Source organism: Achromobacter sp. D7-1 (assembly GCF_059760445.1).
The window spans coordinates 1-20,778 of record NZ_JCBAMT010000071.1 but is presented as its reverse complement, the minus strand read 5'-3'; the positions used below and the strand labels follow the sequence as shown (position 1 = coordinate 20,778).

The window sequence follows — 20,778 nt, the reverse complement described above, 5'->3', positions numbered from 1 at the left end:
GATCATCATGGGTTTCAAACATACCAATGCCGTCCTGGGCGGCGCGCTGGTCGGGGGCGTTGTGCTGCTGGCCCTGGTGGGGCTGGTGTATACGCCGCACGATCCGCTGGAAGGCGATCTGCTGGCGCGCTTTTCGCCGCCGTCGGCGGAGTACTGGCTGGGCACCGACGAGTTCGGCCGCGACGTGTTGTCGCGGCTGATGGCGGGGGCCGGCGTCAGCGTGGCGGTCAGCGTGTTCTCCGTGCTGCTGGCGCTGCTGCTGGGTACGACCATCGGCGTCACGGCGGGCTATGCGGGCGGCTGGGTCGACCGTGGCATCACGGTACTGGTGGAATCGCTGATGGCGTTTCCCGGCCTGCTGCTGGCGCTCGGCATCATGACTGTGCTGGGTCCGTCCAAGTGGGGCGTGGTGCTGGCGTTGGGGTTGGCGTATTCGCCGTCGGTGGCGCGCATCGCGCGCGGCGCCGCGCTGTCGCTGCGCCAGCGCGATTTCGTCATCGCCTCGCGCGCCACCGGACACAGCGGCTTGTGGACGGTGCTCCGCCACGTGCTGCCCAATTGCTTTCCGCCTCTGCTGATCTTCGCGACCTCCATCTTCGGTTCCGCCCTGCTCGCCGAGAGCGCGCTGAGCTTTCTCGGCCTGGGCGTGCCGCCGCCGCTGGCCACCTGGGGCGGCATGCTGTCCGAGAGCCGCAACGCCATGGATCAGGCGATCTGGCTGGCGGTGTTTCCGGGCGCCATGATCTCGCTGAGCCTGTTGGGCATCAACCTGCTCGGCGACGCGGTGCGCGACCTGCTGGATCCGCGCATGCGGGGGGTGATGGCATGAACCTGGCCCAACCCTTGCTGTCGGTACGCGATCTGGAGATCCGCTTTCCCGGCAAGCGCGACGCCGCGCCCGTGGTGAACCGCGTGTCGTTCGACCTGCACGCCGGCGAATCGCTGTCCATCGTCGGGGAATCCGGCAGCGGCAAGACGCTGATCGGCAAGACCTTGCTGGGCCTGTTGCCTGACTCGGCCCGCATCACCGGCGGACAAGCCCTGTTTGAAGGCCAGGACCTGCTGCGGCAGGCGCCGCGCGACTGGCTGGCGAAGCGCGGCACCGGCATCGGCATGGTGTTCCAGGAGCCGATGGTGTCGCTCAACCCGGCTTTCCGCGTGGGCGAGCAACTGATCGAGGCGCTGGTGCTGCGCCGTGGCATGACGCGCCGCGCGGCCTGGGACGAGGCCGTGCGGATGCTGGAGCGGGTGCGGGTGCGCGATGCGCAGGATTGCATGAAGCGCTACCCGCATGAATTTTCCGGCGGCATGCGCCAGCGCATCCTGCTGGCGGGGGTGATGCTGCTCAAGCCGCGTCTCCTGATCGCGGACGAGCCCACCACGGCGCTGGACTGCGTGGTGCAGAAGGAAGTGCTGGACCTGATGTGCGAATTGACGCGCGAAGAGGGCACGGCGCTGATCTTCATCAGCCACAACCTGGCCCTGGTGGCCGCCTACACGCGGCGTGTGCTGGTCATGTGCCGCGGCCGGGCGGTCGAGACCGGGCCGGTGGCCGAGGTGCTGTCGCGGCCGGCGGACCCCTACACGCTCAGCCTGCTGGACGCGCTGCCCAAGCGCGGTTTGGCCCGCCCCGCCGTGGAAGGGCCGCCCATCCTGCAGGTTGATGGGTTGGCGATCGATTACTCGGTCCGCGAGGGCTGGTTCCGCAAGCGCGCGGTGCGCGCCGTGCACCGCGCGACCTTCGCGGTGGCGCCAGGAGAAACGCTGGCCATCGTCGGCGAATCGGGCAGCGGCAAGACCACGGTCATGATGTCTATCCTGGGACTGGTGCCGCAAGCCCAGGGGCGCATCGAGCTGGACGGCCAGGCTTTGCCCGCGGGCGGCTCCGGCCAGGCCTGGCAGGCGGCGCGCCGGCGTGTGCAGATGGTGTTCCAGGATCCGTATTCATCGCTGGATCCGCGCATGACCATCGGCGACCTGGTGGGCGAGGGCCTGCGGCTGGAGGCCGGCATGACGTCCGAGGTCCGGCGCACGCGCGTGGCGCAGGCGCTGCGCGACGTAGGGCTGGGCGACGACTACGCGGAACGCTATGCGCATGAGCTGTCCGGCGGGCAGCGGCAGCGCGTGGCGATCGCCCGGGCGCTGGTGCTGCGGCCCGAGGTGATCATCGCGGACGAGCCGGTGTCGGCGCTCGACGTCACCGTGCAGAAGCAGGTGCTGGAGACCCTGATGTCGCTGCAGCGCTCCCACGGCTTCGCCTGCCTGCTGATTTCGCACGATCTGGGCGTGGTGGAGCAGATCGCCGACCGCGTGGTGGTAATGCTGCGCGGCCATATCGTCGAAGAGGGCACGCGCGACGAAGTATTCGACCGGCCCACGCATCCCTACACGCGCCGCTTGCTGCAAGCGGTGCCGGAACTGCGCGGCAGCCGGGCCGAAGGCTTTCGCGTGGAGGTGCGCGACTTGCCCGCGGGGCAAGGACGCGACGAGGCCGACTACTTCGATCCATCGGCCGCCCAGGGCGTGCCATCGATGACGGCGGTGTTGGAATCCGGCGCCACCCATCGGGTGGCCCTGGCCGCGGCGGCAGCCGGGGCCTGAAGTACAGGCTTCAGCCGTGGCGGTCGCGGCTGTCGGCGGGCGCCGCGTCGCGCTGGTTCATGCCGTAGTCGCGCAGCACTTGCGCCACGCGCAGGCGATAGTTGGCGAAGACGCCGCCGCGTCCGGCTTCCTGGGCCCGGCGGTGCGACTCCAGCGTGCGCCAGCGCTTGACCGATTCTTCGTCTCGCCAGAAGGACAGCGACAGGAGCTTGCCCGGCTCGGTCAGGCTCTGGAAGCGTTCTACCGAGATGAAGCCGTCCATGGCCTTCAGTTCATCGATCAGGCCGGCGGCAATATGCAGATAGGGGTTGGGGTCGCCATGGGCGGGTTCGACTTCGAATATCACTGCGATCATGGTGCGGGTTCCTCGGAAAAATCAAATTGGGGCACGCGTGCATTCGGCAGCGGCCGGTAGCGGAAACGGGCCGCGAGCGCGGCAGCGTCGAGGCCTGCGCGCAGCAGGTGGCTGAGCGCACCCGCCGCATGCTGGCGGGCAGGCAGACGGCCGGGGCAGGCATGCCCGTGCGCGCCAAAAGTCCAGTGCGCCTCGGGCTGTACCGTGGCCGCCGCGGCCAGCACCAGCAGCACGGTCTGGCCCGCTGCGATGTGTTGGCCGCCAGTGTCGATGTCGGCGGCGAGAAACCGCCGCGTGTTGTGCAGCGGCGGGTCGCTGCGTTCGACTTCATCCATCAAGGCCAGCGCTGCATCTTCCGTGGGATCCGCGGGCAGGCCGCGCCGCCCGGCCAGGATGATCGCGTTGCCCAGCAGGCCTGCGCCCGCCTCGCAGGACTGGAATAGCAAGCCAGCCAGATTGGCGGCCAGCAGCGCGGGGGCTATACCCGCCCGCGCGCCGTCTTCGCGCAGCCTGCGCAAGGCAGGGGCGGCATCAGGGGCCTGCAGATGTGATTCGAGGCGGGTTTGCAGGCGCATCGCGGCGGCGTGTCCCGCCTCGATGCGATCCGCCGTGGCGGTGGCGGGCAGCGCCGACAGAAATGCCGCGATGTCCGCCGCGCAATCGGCGTACAGGTCCGGCGGCAAGCCCAGGAATGCGGCTTGCGCGTGCACCGGCGCGGCGCTCAGGTAGCGGTCGACGGCCATGGCGTTCAGCGGCCCCGGATCCGGCCACGCTGGCGGACAGGCCTGGGCGCCCTGCTCGCGGATGAAAGCGCTCAGCAAGGTCTTCACTTGCTGGTGGATCCTGCTGTCGTTCATGCGCACGAAGCGGCCGAACAGGTCGGCCGCCGGACCGGTTCCCAATCCTTTCGGCACCGGCTCCGCCACGGGACGCACGCGCGCGGCAGGGTGCCGCATGATGGCCGCTATCGTGTCCGGATGGCTGGCTACCCACAAGTCCAGCGCCGCTTCGCGATACAGCGGCCGCTCGCGCGCCAGCGCGGCATAGTAGGGATAGGGGGCAGGATGCGTGACTGCCTGCAGGGGATGGGCGGGATGCATGGCGTTGGCCGGTGGTGGATCCGGTCGCCAGTATCGTCCAGCCTGGACGACCACGATTCGATGGGCGGCGAACTATGCCTGCGTGGCTTCGGGGTCGCCAGCGCCGGTGGTGGTCAGCAGCGCGGCATAGCCGAGCCGCGAGTCCGGCCATTGCAGCGTGAAGCCGCTGGCGCGTAGCCGGGCATTGCTGAGCTTCTTGCTGCCGACGTTGGCAGGCGCGGGCGCCTCGCGCGGCGCAGGGGCGCCGATCAGTCTGGCCAGGTCGGCGTATAGCTCATGCAGGGGCAGGGGCGTATCGTCGCAGCCTACGTAGACCGGCGCCGTTTCGGGCAGGAGCGCGAGGTGCACCACGGCCGCGGCGGCGTCATCGATGTGGATCCGGTTGGCCCAGTGTGCGGGCTGGGTCGGCGCGCCCGCTGCGCCCTGGCGCAGGCGCTCGATCAATTGCAGGCGTCCGGGGCCGTAAAGCCCGGCCAGTCGCAAGGCGGTGGACGGCAGGCCATAAGTCGCCAGTGCGGTTTCGGCTTCGAGCAGCACCCGCCCGTTGACGCCCAGCGGCGCGGGCGGCGTGTCTTCGTCGACCCAGCCGCCTTCATGTTCGCCATAGACCGCGCTGGACGAGATGAACACGACGCGCTTGAGCTGCGTCGTGTCCAGCCCGTCCAGCACGTGCTTCAGGCCGTCGATGAACACCGCGCGGTACGCGGCGGCCTCGCGCGCGCCGGGCGCGGGCAGATGGATGAGCCGCGTCACGCCGCGGGGCAGGGCGGGCAGTCCGTCCGGGCGGGAAATGTCGCCTTGCAGCCAGCGTATGCCGTCCGCGCCACCGGCAGGCGGGTTGCGGCGCAGCGCGTAGACGTCGTCGCCGCGCGCGAGAAAGCGCCGGGCCACGCGCTGGCCCAGGTCGCCGCAGCCGATGAGAAGTACGCGTTCGGTCATGGAATAGTCCTGCTCGTCGAAAAAAAAGGCGCCCTGTGGGGCGCCTTCGGTGGCCGGGCGCTGGCGTCCGGCTGCTTTACATGCCGCTGTAGACGGGGCCTTCACCGCCTTGCGGCGCGACCCAGACGATGTTCTGGGTCGGGTCCTTGATGTCGCAGGTCTTGCAGTGCACGCAGTTCTGCGCGTTGATCTGCAAGCGGTCTTCGCCGTGGTCGTCCTTGACGAACTCGTACACGCCCGCCGGGCAGTAGCGCGATTCCGGGCCGCCATACTTGGCCAGGTTGACCTGTACCGGTATCGACGGATCCTTCAGCGTCAGGTGAATGGGCTCGTTTTCGTCATGGTTGGTGTTCGAGATGAACACCGAGCTGAGCTTGTCGAAAGTGAGCTTGCCGTCGGGCTTGGGGTAGTCGATGCGCGCGCATTGCGATGCGGGTTGCAGACAGGCATGGTCAGGCTTGTTGTGGCGCAGGCTCCAGGGCATCTTGCCCTTGAGCAGCAGTTGCTCGACGCCGGTCATCAAGGTGGCGACGGTGCGGCCCTTCTTGAACCACTGCTTGAAATTGCGCGCCTTGTTCAGCTCCGCATGCAGCCAGGATGCCTCGAAAGCGGCCGGATAGGCGGCCAGCTCGTCCTGGCGGCGGTCGGCGACCAGCGCGTCGAACGCGGCTTCGGCGGCCAGCTTGCCGGACTTGATGGCGGCGTGGCTGCCCTTGATGCGGGAGGCGTTGAGGAAGCCGGCCTCGCAGCCGACCAGCACGCCGCCCGGGAAGGTCAGCTTGGGCAGCGCCAGCAGGCCGCCCGCGGTGATGGCGCGCGCGCCGTAGGCGATGCGCTTGCCGCCTTCGAAGGTGCCGCGGATGGCGGGGTGCGTCTTGTAGCGCTGGAATTCGTCGAACGGCGACAGCCAGGGGTTGGCGTAGTCCAGGCCCACGACCATGCCCACGGCCACCAGGTTGTTGTCCAGGTGGTAGAGGAACGAGCCGCCGTAGGTATCGGAGTCCAGCGGCCAGCCGCCGGTATGGATGACCAGGCCCGGCTTGGACTGGGCCGGATCGACTTCCCACATTTCCTTGATGCCGATGCCGTAGGACTGCGGATTGCGGCCGTCGTCCAGCTTGTAGCGTTCGATCAGCTGGCGGCCCAACTGGCCGCGCGCGCCTTCGGCGAACACGGTGTAGCGGGCATGCAGTTCCATGCCGGGCTGGTAGTGGTCGGTGTGCGAGCCGTCGCGGGCCACGCCCATGTCGCCGGTGGCCACGCCGCGGACGGCGCCGTTCTCGTCGTACAGCAGTTCCACGGCGGCAAAACCCGGGAAGATGTCCACGCCCAGCGCCTCGGCCTGTTCACCCATCCACTTGACGACGTCGCCCAGGCGGACGATGTAGTTGCCTTCGTTGTGGAAACAGGGCGGCAGCAGCCAGTTGGGGGTGGTGCGCGCGCCGGTTTCGGACAGGAACATGAACTTGTCATGCGTCACAGGCACGTTCAGCGGCGCGCCTTTTTCCTTCCAGTCGGGGATGAGCTCGGTCAACGCCAGCGGGTCCATGACGGCGCCGGACAGGATGTGCGCACCCAGTTCCGCACCCTTCTCAAGTACGCAGACGCCGATTTCCTGATTCTTTTCAGCGGCTAGCTGCTTAAGACGGATAGCAGTGGCCAGGCCGGCGGGTCCACCGCCAACCACGACCACGTCATATTCCATCGACTCGCGTTCAGACATTGCAAAGCTCCCCGTATGTATTCCATATTTGGCTGGAAGTATTATCGGCGATTGTATTGCAGGCGGAGGCCATGTATGCCTTCGTATTTCTTTTAGCCATAGGGAGTAATTGGTGAACGCGGACAAAACCTCAGCGCGGATACTGGCCGTGGGAGATATCCATCAAGTCGAACTGCCCCTGCGGTGGGGCGATTCGGACGCTCTGAACCATCTGAACAACGCCATGTACTTCCGCCTCATGGAAGAGGCCCGGATACAGATACTCTATGGCGCGGGCTTTGCGCTGCCCTCCGATCAGGGGCTCATCCTGGCGCATGCGTCCTGCGATTTCCTGCGGCCCCTGACCTATCCCGCCAACGTGCTCGTGACCCACAAACTCACGCGCATCGGCCGCTCCAGCGCAGAATTCGAATTGCTGCTGGAGAAGGTAGGCGACGAAGGCGGTCCGTATGCCCGCGCGCGCAACGTGCTAGTCTGGATGGACTATACGGTCAATGCGTCCGCTCCGTGGCCGCAAGAAGTGCTGTCCAAACTGGGCGCCATGTTCAAGCCCGCGGCTTGATGCAGCGTCTTCGGACGGCCCCGCCAAAATAGCGCGTGCTTTGGCCGGGCATGCCGGTAAAATCTAGCGCAAAATCAAAAAAGCAATATGGGCGCGCCACCCTCGGCGCCAGCCGCCACAGGGCACCGGACGGTGCTGCTGGGACCGGCGCCGGCAGCCGCGCCCTCTTCGGTTAGACCTTAACTAGGAGTTGGAGCGATGGACAAGGTTTTTGCAAGCGCCCAGGAGGCGCTGGCAGGCATCGTCAAGGACGGTCAGATGATCGCCGTGGGCGGTTTCGGCCTTTGCGGCATTCCCGAGGCCCTGATCGCCGCGCTGCGCGATTCGGGCGTCAAGGACCTCACTTGCATCAGCAACAACGCGGGCGTCGACGGCTTCGGCCTGGGCCAGCTGCTCAATACGCGTCAGGTCCGCAAGATGATCGCGTCCTACGTGGGCGAGAACAAGGAATTCGAACGCCAGTTCCTGTCCGGCGAACTCGAGCTCGAGTTCACGCCGCAGGGCACGCTGGCCGAGAAGCTGCGCGCCGGCGGCGCCGGCATTCCGGCCTTCTTCACCCGCACGGGCGTGGGCACCATCGTGGCCGACGGCAAGGAAATCCGCGAATTCGACGGCCAGCAATACGTGATGGAGCGTTCGCTGGTGCCCGACGTGTCGCTGGTCAAGGCGCACATCGCCGACCGCAGCGGCAACCTGGTATTCCGCAAGACCGCCCGCAACTTCAATCCGAACGTCGCCATGGCGGGCAAGTTCACGGTGGTCGAAGTCGAGGAAATCGTTGATACCGGCAGCCTGGATCCCGATCAGATCCACCTGCCCGGCATCTATGTGCAACGGATCGTGCTGAACGCCACGCCCGAAAAGCGCATCGAACAACGCACCACTCGCCCGGCCTAAGGAGAACAGACATGGCATGGTCCCGCGATGAAATGGCGGCGCGCGCCGCGCGCGAGCTGCAAGACGGCTTTTATGTGAACCTGGGCATCGGCTTGCCGACCCTGGTGGCCAACCACGTGCCCAAGGGCATGGAAGTGTGGCTGCAATCCGAGAACGGCCTGCTGGGCATCGGCCCGTTCCCCACCGACGATGAAGTCGACGCGGACCTCATCAACGCAGGCAAGCAGACGGTCACGACCTTGCCCGGCTCCTCGATCTTCTCGTCGGCGGATTCGTTCGCGATGATCCGTGGCGGCAAGATCAACCTGGCCATCCTCGGCGCCATGCAGGTGTCCGAAAAAGGCGACCTGGCCAACTGGATGATTCCGGGCAAGATGGTCAAGGGCATGGGCGGCGCCATGGACCTGGTGGCGGGCGTGGGCCGCGTCGTGGTCCTGATGGAGCACGTGGCCAAGAAAAAGGACGGCACCGAAGACGTCAAGCTGCTGGCGGAATGCAACCTGCCGCTGACGGGCGTGGGCGTGGTCGACCTGATCATCACCGACCTGGGCGTGATGGAAGTCACCGAAAACGGCCTCAAGCTGCTGGAAACGGCGCCGGGCGTGACGGTGGACGAGATCAAGTCCAAGACGCAAGCCAAGCTGGACGTGTCGGCGGTCAAGTAATCCGCCAAGCGCCACATCCATGAAAACGCCCCGCAAGGGGCGTTTTTTTATGCCGTTTCAGCTAACCGCATTCCCACGTGCGGGATGCCGTCTTCCATGTATTCCTCGGTGACCTGCACAAAGCCGTGGCCGCCGTAGTAATTGCGCAAACGGGCCTGGGCGCCCAGATACATGGCGCGGCCGGGCCAGCGCTGGCGCACTTCCTGCATCGCGTGGCGGATCAGTTCGTGGCCCAGGCCCTGGCCGCGAGTCCAGGGCGCGGTGATGACGCGTCCGATCTCGATCTGGCCATCCTTCAGCGCAGGGTCCAGGATGCGGCAGTAGGCCGCGAGCTTGCCGTCCTGCCAGGCCATCAGGTGGGACGTCTGGCCGACCAGATCCTTGCCGTCCATGTCCTGGAAGATGCAATTCTGTTCAATGACAAAGACTTCCGTGCGCAGCCGCAGGATCGCGTAGATCTCGGTCACGGTCAGGTCCTGGTGGGCTTTGCAGATCCAATCGGGCATTGCGTCAATCCGGTGAGGCTGGGAAAGGGGAGCGCGCTTAGCGTAACTCAAACCGGCCCCGTTTCTTTTGAAGCACTGTTACATATATTCACGGGTATACCCTTAGTATGAAAATCTATTTTCTTATCTAAAATTTGCTTGTAAACAGATTTACATAAACCCCAGCTACACCTCCCCACTCGATGAACAAGGCCGCACTCACGATTGCTGACCGGATCGCCCGGGCCCAGCCCGCGCTGAGCCGTACTCAGCACAAGATGGCCGAGTACGTGCTGGCGCACCAGTTCCGCGCCGCCACCATGACCATCGACGAGTTCGCGGCGGCGGTGGGGGTGTCGGTGGCCACGGCCAACCGCTTCGCGCGCGCCCTGGACCTGCCGGGCTATCCGCAATTCCGCGCCGAACTGGCGCGTGGCTTCGAGGCGGCGCTGGAACCCGTTGAAAAGCTGCGCACCGAGCTGGCGCATTCCGCCAGCGCCGTGCAGATCTTCGCCGCCACGCTGGAAGAAGACATCCGCAACGCCCAGCGCAATCTGCAGTCGCTGGACGCCGCCGCCTGCGAGCAGGCGGTAGAAGCCATCCTGGCCGCTGACCGCGTGTTCATCATCGGTTTCGGCGCCAGCGGTTTCCTGGCCGGCCTCTTGCAGCGCGGCCTGTGCATGCACCTGCATTCCGTCGAATCGCTGGCCGGTCCCGGCGGCGTGTCGCACGCGGCGCGCCAGATGGCGCGCATGACGGCCAAGGACCTGGTGATCGCCATTGGCTTTCCGCGCTATCTGGCCGACACGGTGACCTTGGCCGGCGCGGCCAAGCAGGCCGGCGTGCCGGTGCTGGTGCTGACCGACAAGCCCACGTCGCCGCTGGCGCCCACGGCTTCCGTGGTGCTGTACGCGTATTCCGCGCGCCAGCTGATTCCCAATTCCGAAACCGCCGCGCTGGGGCTGATCGAAGCCCTGTCCTCGGCGGTGGCCTATCGGGCCAAGAATTCCGTCGCGGCCGCCGCTGGGGTGACCCAGTCCGTGATGCCGTGGCTCATCCATGGAGTAGGTAAACGATGAATCAACCCGTGATCGCGATTCACGGTGGCGCCGGCGCGATGTCCCGCGCGGCCATGTCGCCCGAGAAAGAACAGGAGTACCTGAGCGCGCTGGAATCCATCCTGACCGCCGGCCAGGCCGTGCTGGCCCGGGGCGGCAGCGCCCTGGACGCCGTGACCGAAGCCGTGCGCCTGCTGGAAGACTGTCCGCTGTTCAACGCCGGCCATGGCGCCGTGTTCACCAGCGCCGCCACCCACGAGCTGGACGCCGCCATCATGGACGGCGCCACCTTGCGCTCGGGCGCGATCGCCGGCGTGCACCGCGTGCGCAATCCGATCTTCGCCGCGCGCAAGGTCATGGAAAACAGCAAGCACGTGTTCTTCGTGGGCGAGGGCGCCGAAGCCTTTGCCAAGGAAGAGGGCGTGGAACTGGTCGATCCTTCCTACTTCTCCACCGAAGCCCGTCGTGAGCAGCTGCTGCGCGTGCAGCGCGAAACGCCGGAAGCGGCGGTGCTGGACCACGACGGCCAAGCGCTGGTCGCACGCGGCCAGCCGGCGCCGGCCGATCCGCTGGATGCGGACAAGAAGTTCGGCACGGTGGGCGCGGTGGCGGTGGATGCGCAGGGCAACCTGGCCGCGGCCACCTCGACCGGCGGCATCACCAACAAGCAGGTCGGCCGCGTGGGCGATGCGCCGCTGATCGGCGCCGGCACCTATGCCAGCAACAAGACCTGCGCGGTGTCCACCACGGGCACCGGCGAAATGTTCATCCGCATGGTTGCCGCCTATGACGTGGCGGCCCAGATGGAATATTGCGGCGCGTCGCTGGAAGCGGCTGCGGACCGCGTCGTGCATGAAAAGCTGCCCACCATCGACGGCAAGGGGGGCCTGGTAGCCGTTGACGCCCAGGGCAATGTGGCCTTGCCGTTCAATACGGAAGGCATGTATCGGGGTTACGCCCGTGTCGGCGAGAAGCCGGTCACCGCTATCTACCGATAAGCGGCGGCGGGTTCGTTTTTTCAGTATTTGGGGAATCAAAAGAGATGGTTGATCGCGCAAACAGCCTGGCGCTGCCGGAAAACCGCGTGGTCCAGGTCGACGACCTGACGGTGCGCTTCGTGGGATCGGAGCGCACGGTCGAAGCCGTGCGCAATCTGTCGTTCCATGTGGACCGGGGCGAGACCCTGGCCATCGTGGGCGAATCGGGTTCGGGCAAATCGGTGACGTCCCTGGCGCTCATGCGTCTGGTGGAACATGGCGGCGGGCGCATCGCCCAGGGCAACATGGCCCTGCGGCGGCGCAACGGCTCCGTGATCGACCTGGCCGGATCGAGCCAACGCGTCATGCGCAATGTGCGCGGCGCGGACATGGCCATGATCTTCCAGGAGCCGATGACCTCCTTGAATCCGGTCTTCACCGCCGGCGACCAGATCGCCGAATCGATCCGTCAGCACCAGGGCAAGGACGCCGCGGCCGCTCGCGCCGAGGCGCTGCGCATGCTGGAGCAGGTGCGCATTCCGGAAGCCAAGTCGGTGCTGGACCGCTACCCGCACCAGTTGTCGGGCGGCATGCGCCAGCGCGTGATGATCGCCATGGCGCTGGCCTGCAAGCCCGCGCTGCTGATCGCCGACGAACCCACCACCGCACTGGACGTCACCATCCAGGCGCAGATCCTGCAACTGATCCGCCAGCTGCAGGAAGAAATGCACATGGGCGTGGTGTTCATCACCCACGACATGGGCGTGGTCGCCGAAGTGGCCGACCGCGTGCTGGTCATGTACCGCGGCGACAAGGTCGAGGAAGGCCCGTCCGAGCAGGTGTTCGCTTCGCCGCAGCACCGCTACACCAAGGCGCTGCTGTCGGCCGTGCCGAAGCTGGGCGCCATGCAGGGCACCGACCTGCCGGCACGCTTTCCGCTGCTGCAGGCCGAAGGCCAGGCCCAGCCCGAAGCCGCTCCCGTCAGCGCGCAGCCCGCGCCGGACGCCAAGCGCGAGCCCATCCTGAGCGTGCGCAAGCTGGTCACCCGCTTCGACCTGCGCGGCGGCATAATGAGCCGCGTGCAGCGCCGCGTGCACGCCGTGGAGCAGGTCAGCTTCGACCTGTACCCCGGCGAGACGCTGTCGCTGGTGGGCGAATCCGGTTGCGGCAAGTCCACCACCGGCCGTTCGCTGCTGCGTCTGGTCGACAGCCAGGGCGGAGAGATCCGCTTCGGCGGCCGCGACATCGTGCGCCTGAAGAACACCGAGCTGCAGTCCCTGCGCCGCGACATCCAGTTCGTGTTCCAGGACCCGTTCGCCTCGCTGGACCCGCGCGTGACGGTCGGCTTCTCCATCATGGAACCGCTGCTGGTGCACGGCGTGGCCCGTGGCCGCGACGCCGAACGCCGCGTGGCAGAACTGTTGGAGCGCGTGGGCCTGCCGGCGGAAATGGCGCAGCGCTATCCGCACGAATTCTCCGGTGGCCAGCGCCAGCGCATCTGCATCGCGCGCGCCCTGGCCCTGAACCCCAAGGTCGTGATCGCGGACGAATCGGTGTCGGCGCTGGATGTGTCGATCCAGGCCCAGATCGTGAACCTGCTGATCGACCTGCAGCGCGACATGGGCATTTCCTTCCTGTTCATTTCGCATGACATGGCCGTGGTCGAGCGCGTCAGCCACCGCGTGGCCGTGATGTACCTGGGCCAGATCGTGGAGATCGGTCCGCGCCGCGCCATTTTCGAGAATCCGCAGCACCCTTACACCAAGAAGCTGATGTCCGCCGTGCCGATCGCCGATCCGGCCCGCCGCCACATGAAGCGCACGCTGTTGTCCGACGAAATCCCCAGCCCCATCCGCAAGCTCAATGACGAGCCGGTGGTGCAGCCGCTGGTGCAGGTCGGAACGGATCACTTCGTCGCCCGGCATCCGGTCGGCGGAGCGTATTGAGTCAGTTGACGTACTTGTTTTTCTTCCACCAAACCCCCTAATTCCTTACGGAACCAGGAGTTGCAATGATGAAAGTTCTGCGCCCCACCAAACTGATGGCCGCCGCCGCGCTGGCCTTCGGCGTGATCGCGTCGCCGCTGGCGCATGCCGCCAAGGACGTGACGTTCGCCGTCTCCATCGCGCTGGAAACGCTCGATCCGTACAACACCAACAGCACGCTGAACCAGGCGGCCGGCAAGGCCTACTACGAAGGCCTGTTCGAATTCGACAAGGACCTGAAGGTCCAGAAGGTGCTGGCCACCGACTACACCGTCAGCGAAGACGGCCTGGTCTACACCTTCAAGCTGCGTCCCGGCGTGAAGTTCCACGACGGCACCGATTTCAACGCCGAAGCCGTCAAGATCAACTTCGACCGTCCGGCCAATCCGGACAACCGCCTGTCGCGCTACATCCAGTTCAGCGTCATCGAAAAGACCGAAGTGGTCGACCCGATGACCATCAAGATCACGCTGAAGAAGCCGTTCTCGGCCTTCATCAACGCGCTGGCCCACCCGGCCGCCATGATGATCTCGCCCGCCGCGCTGGCCAAGTACGGCAAGGAAATCGGTTTCCACCCCGTGGGCACCGGTCCCTTCGAATTCGTCGAATGGAAGCCGGCTGAATACCTGAAGGTCAAGAAGTTCGACGGCTACTGGAAGAAGGGCTACCCCAAGGTCGACACGCTGACCTTCCGCACCGTGACCGACAACAACACCCGCGCCGCCGTGGTGCAGACGGGCGAGGCGCAGTTCGCCTTCCCGGTGCCGTTCGAGCAGGCCGCCGTGCTGAAGAAGAACGACAAGCTGGACGTGGTCGACCACCAGAACTCGATCATGGCGCGCTACCTGTCGATGAACACGCAGCAAAAGCCGTTCGACAACGTCAAGGTGCGTGAAGCCATCAACTACGCCATCAACAAGGAAGCCCTGGCCAAGGTCGCTTTCTCGGGCTACGCCACCATTGTGGACGGCGTCGTGCCGACGGGCGTGGACTTCGCCCACAAGACCGGTCCGTGGCCCTACGACATCAAGAAGGCCAAGGCCCTGCTGGCCGAAGCCGGCTACCCCAACGGCTTCGAAAGCCAGCTGTGGTCCGCCTATAACGACGGCACCTCGGTGAAGGTGGTCCAGTTCCTGCAGCAGCAACTGGCACAAGTCGGCATCAAGGTGTCGGTCGAAGTGCTGGAGTCCGGCCAGCGCGTGCAGCGCGTGCAACAGGTGCAGAAGCCTGAAGACGCCAAGGTCCGCATGTACTACGCCGGCTGGTCGTCCTCGACCGGCGAAGCCGACTGGGGCCTGCGTCCGCTGCTGACCACCGCCGCTTTCCCGCCGGTGCTCAACAACGTGTCGTACTACTCGAACAAGTCGGTGGACGACGGCATCCAGCAAGCCCTGGCCACGACCGACCGCGCCAAGAAGACCGAAATCTACAAGAACGTTCAGGAAACCATCTGGAAGGACGCCCCCTGGGCCTTCCTGGTGACCCAGAACAACCTGTACGTGAAGTCGAAGAACCTGTCGGGCGTGTATGTTGAGCCGGACACCTCGTTCTGGTTCGGCGACATCGATCTGAAGCAGTAAATCTGGCGGTAACTCTCGGGGCCTGCGCGCCCCTGTAAGGCCACATACGGCGGGGGCGCGGTGTCCCCGCCGATGTTGCAGGAATTTCAATGCTGACCTACATCGTCAAACGTCTTTTGGGCATGATCCCCACGCTGCTGCTGGTGGCCGTGGTCGTGTTCCTGTTTGTGCACATGCTTCCGGGCGACCCGGCGCGACTGGCCGCGGGCCAGGAGGCCGACCAGCAAACCGTCGAACTCGTGCGCAAGGAACTGGGACTGGATCTGCCCCTGCCGCAGCAGTTCGTGCGCTACTTCAGCCACATGCTGCAAGGTGACCTGGGTACCTCGTTGCGTACCAAGCGCCCCGTCTCTACCGAAATCGCCGACCGCTTCATGCCCACGCTGTGGCTGACGCTCGCCAGCATGGTGTGGTCAGTGACCTTCGGCATGATCATCGGCATCGTGTCGGCGGTATGGCGCAATCGCTGGCCCGACCGTCTTGGCATGACGCTGGCGGTGTCCGGCATCTCGTTCCCCGCGTTCGCGCTGGGCATGATGCTGATGCAGGTGTTCTCCGTGAATCTGGGCTGGCTGCCGACCGTGGGCGCCTCGACCTGGCAACACTACATTCTTCCGTCCATCACCCTGGGCGCCGCAGTGGCGGCCGTGATGGCGCGCTTCACCCGGGCTTCCTTCGTGGAAGTCATCCAGGAAGACTTCGTGCGGACCGCCCGCGCCAAGGGCCTGACCGAGCGCCGCGTCGTGATCAAGCACGCGCTGCGCAATGCGCTGATTCCCGTGGTCACCATGATGGGCCTGCAGTTCGGCTTTCTGCTGGGCGGCTCGATCGTGGTGGAGACCGTGTTCAACTGGCCCGGCCTCGGCCGCCTGCTGGTGGACGCCGTGACCCAGCGCGACTATCCGGTGATCCAGGGCCTGGTGCTGCTGTTCTCGCTGGAATTCATCCTGATCAACCTGATTGTCGACGTGCTCTATGGCGTCATCAATCCCAGCATCCGTTACAAGTGAGGCGGCCATGAGCAATACGACACCCGCCACGACCATCGCCGCCGCTCCCAAGAGCGACGTGCGCACGCCCGCCACCGAGTTCTGGCGCAAATTCAAGAAGCAGAAGCTCGCCGTCGGCGCGGGCATCTTCGTCCTGCTGCTGGTCGTCGTCGCGATCTTCGCGCCGTGGATCGTGCCGTTCGATGCGGAGAACTTCTTTGACTACGACGCGCTGAACGCCGGACCTTCCTCCACGCACTGGCTGGGCGTGGATTCGCTGGGCCGCGACATCTTCAGCCGCATCATCATGGGCGCGCGCATCTCGCTGGCTGCCGGTTTCCTGTCGGTCGCCATGGGCGCCATCGTCGGCACCTTCATGGGCCTGATGGCGGGCTACTACGAAGGCTGGTGGGAACGCATCACGATGCGCATCTCCGACGTGCTGCTGGCCTTCCCCGGCATGCTGCTGGCCATCGGCGTGGTCGCCATCCTCGGTTCCAGCATGATCAACGTGATCGTGGCCGTGGCGGTGTTCAGCGTGCCGGCGTTTGCCCGCCTGGTGCGCGGCAATACCTTGTCGATCAAGCAGATGACCTACGTCGAGGCCGTCAAGAGCGTGGGCGCGTCCGACTGGACCATCATCATGCGCCACATCCTGCCCGGCACGATCTCGCCCATCGTGGTCTATGGCACGATGCGCATCGGCACCTCCATCATCACCGCGGCCAGCCTGTCGTTCCTGGGCATGGGCGCATCGCCTCCCACGCCGGAGTGGGGCGCGATGCTGAACGAAGCGCGCGCCGACATGGTGATCGCCCCGCACGTGGCGATCTTCCCGGCGCTGGCGATCTTCTTCACGGTGCTCGCGTTCAACCTGCTGGGCGACGGCCTGCGCGACGCGCTCGATCCCAAGATCGACCGCAAGTAAGCCTGCCGCCGGACCTCTACGGAGGGCCGGCATGGAGGGCGGTTATTTCCGCCGCCGCCCCAGTCCGCGACACGCGCTACCAAGTGCGCGCAGCGGACACAGGGCGGCGGCGTTTTGCATTCTGGAGCGTGGCGACACGTAGCGAACATGGACAAACAAGCGCTGGACATTCCCCGCATCGGCGTACTGCCCTCGGGACCGCTGGATTCGATCTGCGACGTGGCCGAGGTCACCGTCGGCCATCGCACGCTGGCCGACGGCCCGCTGCAAACCGGCGTGACCGTGGTGCGTCCGCATGGCGGCGACCCCTATCTGGACAAGGTGCCGGCCGCCGCCACCGTGCTGAACGGCTTCGGCAAGAGCACCGGCCTGGTCCAGGTGCAGGAGCTGGGCGTGCTGGAAACGCCTATCGCGCTGACCAACACCTTTGGCGTGGGAACGGTGGCCAATGCGCAGATCCGCGCGGCGGTCGCGGCCAACCCCGGCATCGGCCGCGGCATGGCTACCGTCAATCCGCTGGTCTTCGAATGCAACGATGGCTATCTGAACGACATCCAGGCGCTGGCGGTGCAGGAATCGCACTACGCTGACGCGCTGGCCGCCGCGGACAAGTCATTCGAGCAGGGCGCGGTCGGCGCCGGCCGGGGCATGTCCTGCTTTTCGTTCAAGGGCGGCATCGGTTCTGCCTCGCGCGTCGCGTCCATCGTGGAGGGGCCGCGCTACACGGTCGGGGCGCTGGTGCTGTCAAACTTCGGCCGGCTGCCCAATCTGACCGTGGCGGGCCGGCCTTTCGGCCGTCGGCTGGCGCAGCAGCTGGACAACGGCCTGGCGCAGGCTGGCGAGAACGCCGCCATCGTGCCGGAGAAGGGTTCCATCATCCTGCTGCTGGCCACCGACGCGCCGCTGGACGCGCGCCAGTTGCGCCGCCTGTCGCTGCGGGCGGGGGCGGGACTGGCCCGCACCGGCTCGGTCTACGGCCATGGCAGCGGGGATATCGCGCTGGCGTTTTCCACCGCCTACACGGTGCCGCAACTGCCCGAGCAGCCCATGCCGGCGGTGGCGATGCTGCATGAAGCCCGTATCGATCCCCTGTTCGAAGCCGCTGCCGAGGCTTGCGAGCAGGCCATCATTTCCGCGCTCTGGCATGCCGAGGGCGTGACGGGGCGCGACGGCAACCACCGCGCCGCGATCCGCGACGCGGCGCCGCAGTGGCGCCAGTGGCTGTCCGACACTGAACTCTGAAATTCTCCGAGGCTGATTCCATGAAGATCCTGATTTCCACCGATATCGAAGGCGTCGCCGGCGTCTTCCATTCCGAACAAGTGCGCGCCGGCAACGGCGAATACGAGCGCGCCCGCGCCTGGATGACCGCCGAGGCCAATGCGGCCGTGCAGGGCGCGATTGCCGGCGGCGCCGAAGAAATTCTGGTCAACGATTCGCACGGCGGCTTTCGCAATCTGTTGCCGGACGGCCTGGACGAGCGCGCCCGCCTGGTGCTGGGCAAGCCGCGCTACCTTGGCATGATGGGCGGCCTGGAAGAGGGCTGCGACGCCGTCTTCATGATCGGCTACCACTCGCGCTCGCAAGGCCGCGGCATCCTGGCCCACACCATCAACAGCTTCGCGTTTGCCCGCGTGCTTATCAACGGCATGGAGCTGGGCGAGGCCGGCCTCTATGGTGCGCTGGCGGGCGAGATGGGCGTGCCCGTCATTCTGGGGACTGGGGACGACGCCTTCATCGCTGAAACCCGCGACACCTTCCCGGGCGCCGAATGGGTGCAGACCAAAGTGGCGCACGGGCAGGGCAGCGGCGTGACCCTGTCGCCGGCGGCCTCGCGCCGCGCGATCGCGGCTGCCGCTGAAACCGCCGTGCGTAATCTGAAGAAGGGCGTCGCAGTTCCTTTCCGCATTCCCGCCCCTATAGAATGCCGGTTGCAGACGCAGAGCTCGGCATTGGCCGACCTGTTCTGCATGTGGCCCACGCTGGAACGCGTGGACGGCGTGACCTTGCGATTCACCACGGATAGCATGCAGTCCGCCGTCCGCACGCTGAACAGCCTGGCCGCCATGTCTTTCATGTTGCGCTAAGGATCCCATCCCCCATGTCTAGCACCGACGCCCGTATCGCCCAATTGCGGCAGGCCATGCGCCGCCGCGGCCTGTCCGCCTATGTCGTTCCGTCCTCGGACCCGCACTTGTCCGAGTATCTGCCCGCGCGCTGGCAGGGGCGGCGCTGGCTGTCCGGCTTCACGGGGTCGGTCGGCACGCTGGTGGTCACGGCCGATTTCGCCGGCCTGTGGGTGGACAGCCGCTACTGGGTGCAGGCCGAGGCGCAATTGGCCGGCACCGGCGTGCAGCTGATGAAGATCGCGCTGGCGACCACGCCAGGCCACGTGGACTGGCTGGCCGCCAATACCAAGGCGGGCGAGGTCATCGGGGTGGACGGGCAGGTGTTGGGCCTGGGCGCATTCCGCGCCCTGTCGGCCGCAGCGGCCGCCGCCGGCGCCATCCTGGAAATTCGCGAGGACCTGCTGGATGAAGTCTGGACGGACCGCGCCGGCCTGCCTGGCGCCGCCATCTATGAACACGTGGCCCCCGAGGCCTGCGTGACCCGCGCCGACAAGCTGGCGCAGGTGCGCGAGGCCATGCGCGCGCATGGCGCCGACGTGCACTTCATCAGCACCCTGGACGACATCGCCTGGCTCTTCAACCTGCGCGGCGCCGACGTGGACTACAACCCGGTGTTCGTCGGCCACGCGCTGATCGGCCTGGACCACGCCACGCTGTTTGTGGCCGACGGCAAGATCGACGGCGCGCTGCGTGCCGTCCTGGCGGCCGACGGCGTGGAAGTAGCCGGTTATGCCCAGGCCGCCGACGCGCTGGCCTCGCTGGAACTGGACCAGAAGCTGCTGATCGATCCGGCCCGTGTGACCTGCGGCGTATTCCACGCCATGGATCCAGCCGTGCCGCGCATCGAGGCCATCAACCCGTCCACCTTGCTGAAGTCGCGCAAGACCGACGCCGAATTGGCGAATGTGCGCCAGGCCATGGCGCAGGACGGCGCCGCGCTCTGTGAATTCTTCGCCTGGTTCGAAGGTGCGCTGGGCAATGCAACCATCACCGAACTGACCATCGACGAGCAGATCACCGCCGCCCGCGCGCGCCGGCCCGCCTACGTCTGCCCCAGCTTCGCCACCATTGCCGGCTTCAACGCCAACGGCGCGATGCCGCACTACCGCGCCACGCCCGAATCGCACGCCACCATCGAAGGCGATGGCCTGTTGCTGATCGACTCGGGCGGCCAGTACCTGGGCGGCACCACCGACATCACCCGCGTGGTCGCGGTGGGCACGCCCAGCGCCGACCAGAAGGTGGACTTCACGCTGGTGCTCAAGGGCATGATCGCGCTGTCGCGCGCCTCGTTCCCGCGTGGCACGCCTTCGCCCATGCTGGACGCCATCGCGCGCGCTCCCATCTGGGAAGGCGGCGCGGAATACGGCCACGGCACGGGCCATGGCGTGGGCTACTTCCTGAACGTGCACGAAGGCCCGCAGGTCATTTCCTACCGCGCAATGCCCGGCCCGCACACCGCGATGGAGCCGGGCATGATCACCTCCAACGAGCCGGGCATCTACCGGCCCGGCCGCTGGGGCGTGCGCATCGAGAACCTGGTCGCCAACCGCAGCTGGCTGACTTCCGAACTCGGCGAATTCCTGTGCTTTGAAACGCTGACGCTGTGCCCGATCGACACGCGTTGCATCGAACCGTCGCTGCTGCGCGCCGACGAAATCGCCTGGCTCAACGACTATCACAAGACGGTGTTCGAGCGCCTGTCGCCGCTGGTCGAAGGCGAGGCGCTGGCCTGGCTGGAGCGCCGCACTGCGGCGATCTGATTCACTGCGCGAGCACATGAAAAAGGCCGCGGGCGTGATTCC

19 protein-coding genes are annotated in these 20,778 nt (G+C 66.4%); 14 read left to right on the top strand and 5 right to left on the bottom strand.

The window, feature by feature from the left end; all coding sequences use genetic code 11:
* Nucleotides 1-7: 7 nt before the first annotated feature.
* On the top strand, nucleotides 8-829 hold the full coding sequence (locus AC6LKD_RS24735; RefSeq protein WP_013392267.1) for an ABC transporter permease: 822 nt from the start codon (nucleotides 8-10) through the stop codon (nucleotides 827-829).
* Nucleotides 826-2,601: a dipeptide ABC transporter ATP-binding protein gene (locus tag AC6LKD_RS24730; RefSeq protein ID WP_498117744.1), complete on the top strand. Its 1,776-nt coding sequence runs from the start codon at nucleotides 826-828 to the stop codon at nucleotides 2,599-2,601. The genes AC6LKD_RS24735 and AC6LKD_RS24730 overlap by 4 nt, the downstream gene beginning before the upstream one ends.
* 10 nt (nucleotides 2,602-2,611) lie before the next feature.
* On the opposite strand, the gene AC6LKD_RS24725 is transcribed toward AC6LKD_RS24730, so the two are convergent.
* The 4 genes from AC6LKD_RS24725 to AC6LKD_RS24710 all read right to left on the bottom strand — a co-directional run bounded on the left by AC6LKD_RS24725 (nucleotide 2,612) and on the right by AC6LKD_RS24710 (nucleotide 6,718).
* A complete protein-coding gene (locus AC6LKD_RS24725; RefSeq protein ID WP_424239782.1) occupies nucleotides 2,612-2,956 on the bottom strand; it encodes an antibiotic biosynthesis monooxygenase family protein in 345 nt (114 codons plus the stop codon).
* Nucleotides 2,953-4,056, bottom strand: coding sequence for a cytochrome P450 family protein (locus AC6LKD_RS24720; RefSeq protein WP_498117743.1), 1,104 nt, complete (start codon nucleotides 4,054-4,056; stop codon nucleotides 2,953-2,955). Before AC6LKD_RS24720 ends, AC6LKD_RS24725 begins: the two co-directional genes overlap by 4 nt.
* Before the next feature lie 72 nt (nucleotides 4,057-4,128).
* Nucleotides 4,129-4,995, bottom strand: a complete 867-nt coding sequence (locus AC6LKD_RS24715; protein WP_498117742.1) for an NAD-dependent epimerase/dehydratase family protein — start codon at nucleotides 4,993-4,995, stop codon at nucleotides 4,129-4,131.
* 76 nt (nucleotides 4,996-5,071) lie between these two features.
* Nucleotides 5,072-6,718: an electron transfer flavoprotein-ubiquinone oxidoreductase gene (locus tag AC6LKD_RS24710; protein WP_498117740.1), complete on the bottom strand. Its 1,647-nt coding sequence runs from the start codon at nucleotides 6,716-6,718 to the stop codon at nucleotides 5,072-5,074.
* A 112-nt stretch (nucleotides 6,719-6,830) separates the two neighbouring features.
* Here AC6LKD_RS24710 and AC6LKD_RS24705 point away from each other — a divergent pair, with 112 nt between their 5' ends.
* The 3 genes from AC6LKD_RS24705 (at nucleotide 6,831) to AC6LKD_RS24695 (ending at nucleotide 8,842) form a co-directional block, all read left to right on the top strand.
* Nucleotides 6,831-7,280 carry an acyl-CoA thioesterase gene (locus AC6LKD_RS24705; protein WP_013392273.1) on the top strand — a complete coding sequence of 150 codons (450 nt, stop codon included), beginning with the start codon at nucleotides 6,831-6,833 and terminating at the stop codon, nucleotides 7,278-7,280.
* A 198-nt stretch (nucleotides 7,281-7,478) separates the two neighbouring features.
* Nucleotides 7,479-8,177, top strand: coding sequence for a CoA transferase subunit A (locus AC6LKD_RS24700; RefSeq protein WP_013392274.1), 699 nt, complete (start codon nucleotides 7,479-7,481; stop codon nucleotides 8,175-8,177).
* An 11-nt stretch (nucleotides 8,178-8,188) separates the two neighbouring features.
* Nucleotides 8,189-8,842, top strand: a complete 654-nt coding sequence (locus AC6LKD_RS24695; protein WP_013392275.1) for a CoA transferase subunit B — start codon at nucleotides 8,189-8,191, stop codon at nucleotides 8,840-8,842.
* Between the two features lie 47 nt (nucleotides 8,843-8,889).
* Here the strand turns inward: AC6LKD_RS24695 and AC6LKD_RS24690 are convergent, their stop codons facing one another.
* Nucleotides 8,890-9,348: a GNAT family N-acetyltransferase gene (locus AC6LKD_RS24690; RefSeq protein WP_013392276.1), complete on the bottom strand. Its 459-nt coding sequence runs from the start codon at nucleotides 9,346-9,348 to the stop codon at nucleotides 8,890-8,892.
* 182 nt (nucleotides 9,349-9,530) lie between these two features.
* Here AC6LKD_RS24690 and AC6LKD_RS24685 point away from each other — a divergent pair, with 182 nt between their 5' ends.
* From AC6LKD_RS24685 to AC6LKD_RS24645, 9 genes are all read left to right on the top strand, one after another.
* Nucleotides 9,531-10,406, top strand: coding sequence for a MurR/RpiR family transcriptional regulator (locus AC6LKD_RS24685; protein ID WP_013392277.1), 876 nt, complete (start codon nucleotides 9,531-9,533; stop codon nucleotides 10,404-10,406).
* Nucleotides 10,403-11,383 carry an isoaspartyl peptidase/L-asparaginase family protein gene (locus tag AC6LKD_RS24680; RefSeq protein ID WP_013392278.1) on the top strand — a complete coding sequence of 327 codons (981 nt, stop codon included), beginning with the start codon at nucleotides 10,403-10,405 and terminating at the stop codon, nucleotides 11,381-11,383. Before AC6LKD_RS24685 ends, AC6LKD_RS24680 begins: the two co-directional genes overlap by 4 nt.
* Nucleotides 11,384-11,427: 44 nt before the next feature.
* On the top strand, nucleotides 11,428-13,308 hold the full coding sequence (locus tag AC6LKD_RS24675) for a dipeptide ABC transporter ATP-binding protein (RefSeq protein ID WP_207470207.1): 1,881 nt from the start codon (nucleotides 11,428-11,430) through the stop codon (nucleotides 13,306-13,308).
* 65 nt (nucleotides 13,309-13,373) lie between these two features.
* Nucleotides 13,374-14,927 carry a glutathione ABC transporter substrate-binding protein GsiB gene (gene gsiB, locus AC6LKD_RS24670; RefSeq protein WP_013392280.1) on the top strand — a complete coding sequence of 518 codons (1,554 nt, stop codon included), beginning with the start codon at nucleotides 13,374-13,376 and terminating at the stop codon, nucleotides 14,925-14,927.
* 89 nt (nucleotides 14,928-15,016) lie between these two features.
* The gene (gene gsiC, locus AC6LKD_RS24665; protein WP_013392281.1) at nucleotides 15,017-15,937 is read left to right on the top strand and encodes a glutathione ABC transporter permease GsiC; all 921 of its coding nucleotides are present in this window, start codon (nucleotides 15,017-15,019) and stop codon (nucleotides 15,935-15,937) included.
* A gap of 7 nt (nucleotides 15,938-15,944) precedes the next feature.
* The gene (gene gsiD / locus AC6LKD_RS24660) at nucleotides 15,945-16,844 is read left to right on the top strand and encodes a glutathione ABC transporter permease GsiD (RefSeq protein WP_013392282.1); all 900 of its coding nucleotides are present in this window, start codon (nucleotides 15,945-15,947) and stop codon (nucleotides 16,842-16,844) included.
* Between the two features lie 147 nt (nucleotides 16,845-16,991).
* Nucleotides 16,992-18,086: a DmpA family aminopeptidase gene (locus tag AC6LKD_RS24655; RefSeq protein WP_013392283.1), complete on the top strand. Its 1,095-nt coding sequence runs from the start codon at nucleotides 16,992-16,994 to the stop codon at nucleotides 18,084-18,086.
* A gap of 20 nt (nucleotides 18,087-18,106) precedes the next feature.
* Entirely contained in the window at nucleotides 18,107-18,931 is an 825-nt protein-coding gene (locus AC6LKD_RS24650) for a M55 family metallopeptidase (RefSeq protein ID WP_013392284.1), read from the top strand.
* Nucleotides 18,932-18,945: 14 nt separating this feature from the next.
* Nucleotides 18,946-20,736: an aminopeptidase P family protein gene (locus AC6LKD_RS24645; RefSeq protein ID WP_498117738.1), complete on the top strand. Its 1,791-nt coding sequence runs from the start codon at nucleotides 18,946-18,948 to the stop codon at nucleotides 20,734-20,736.
* Nucleotides 20,737-20,778: the final 42 nt, after the last annotated feature.

What these genes read in the sequence shown, in the direction of transcription:
- AC6LKD_RS24735 (WP_013392267.1), top strand. Translation starts at nt 8, where the DNA reads ATGGGTTTCAAACATACCAATGCCGTCCTGGGCGGCGCGCTGGTCGGG.
- AC6LKD_RS24730 (WP_498117744.1), top strand. Translation starts at nt 826, where the DNA reads ATGAACCTGGCCCAACCCTTGCTGTCGGTACGCGATCTGGAGATCCGC.
- AC6LKD_RS24725 (WP_424239782.1), bottom strand. Translation starts at nt 2,956, where the DNA reads ATGATCGCAGTGATATTCGAAGTCGAACCCGCCCATGGCGACCCCAAC.
- AC6LKD_RS24720 (WP_498117743.1), bottom strand. Translation starts at nt 4,056, where the DNA reads ATGCATCCCGCCCATCCCCTGCAGGCAGTCACGCATCCTGCCCCCTAT.
- AC6LKD_RS24715 (WP_498117742.1), bottom strand. Translation starts at nt 4,995, where the DNA reads ATGACCGAACGCGTACTTCTCATCGGCTGCGGCGACCTGGGCCAGCGC.
- AC6LKD_RS24710 (WP_498117740.1), bottom strand. Translation starts at nt 6,718, where the DNA reads ATGTCTGAACGCGAGTCGATGGAATATGACGTGGTCGTGGTTGGCGGT.
- AC6LKD_RS24700 (WP_013392274.1), top strand. Translation starts at nt 7,479, where the DNA reads ATGGACAAGGTTTTTGCAAGCGCCCAGGAGGCGCTGGCAGGCATCGTC.
- AC6LKD_RS24695 (WP_013392275.1), top strand. Translation starts at nt 8,189, where the DNA reads ATGGCATGGTCCCGCGATGAAATGGCGGCGCGCGCCGCGCGCGAGCTG.
- AC6LKD_RS24690 (WP_013392276.1), bottom strand. Translation starts at nt 9,348, where the DNA reads ATGCCCGATTGGATCTGCAAAGCCCACCAGGACCTGACCGTGACCGAG.
- AC6LKD_RS24685 (WP_013392277.1), top strand. Translation starts at nt 9,531, where the DNA reads ATGAACAAGGCCGCACTCACGATTGCTGACCGGATCGCCCGGGCCCAG.
- AC6LKD_RS24680 (WP_013392278.1), top strand. Translation starts at nt 10,403, where the DNA reads ATGAATCAACCCGTGATCGCGATTCACGGTGGCGCCGGCGCGATGTCC.
- AC6LKD_RS24675 (WP_207470207.1), top strand. Translation starts at nt 11,428, where the DNA reads ATGGTTGATCGCGCAAACAGCCTGGCGCTGCCGGAAAACCGCGTGGTC.
- gsiB (WP_013392280.1), top strand. Translation starts at nt 13,374, where the DNA reads ATGATGAAAGTTCTGCGCCCCACCAAACTGATGGCCGCCGCCGCGCTG.
- gsiC (WP_013392281.1), top strand. Translation starts at nt 15,017, where the DNA reads ATGCTGACCTACATCGTCAAACGTCTTTTGGGCATGATCCCCACGCTG.
- gsiD (WP_013392282.1), top strand. Translation starts at nt 15,945, where the DNA reads ATGAGCAATACGACACCCGCCACGACCATCGCCGCCGCTCCCAAGAGC.
- AC6LKD_RS24655 (WP_013392283.1), top strand. Translation starts at nt 16,992, where the DNA reads ATGGACAAACAAGCGCTGGACATTCCCCGCATCGGCGTACTGCCCTCG.
- AC6LKD_RS24650 (WP_013392284.1), top strand. Translation starts at nt 18,107, where the DNA reads ATGAAGATCCTGATTTCCACCGATATCGAAGGCGTCGCCGGCGTCTTC.
- AC6LKD_RS24645 (WP_498117738.1), top strand. Translation starts at nt 18,946, where the DNA reads ATGTCTAGCACCGACGCCCGTATCGCCCAATTGCGGCAGGCCATGCGC.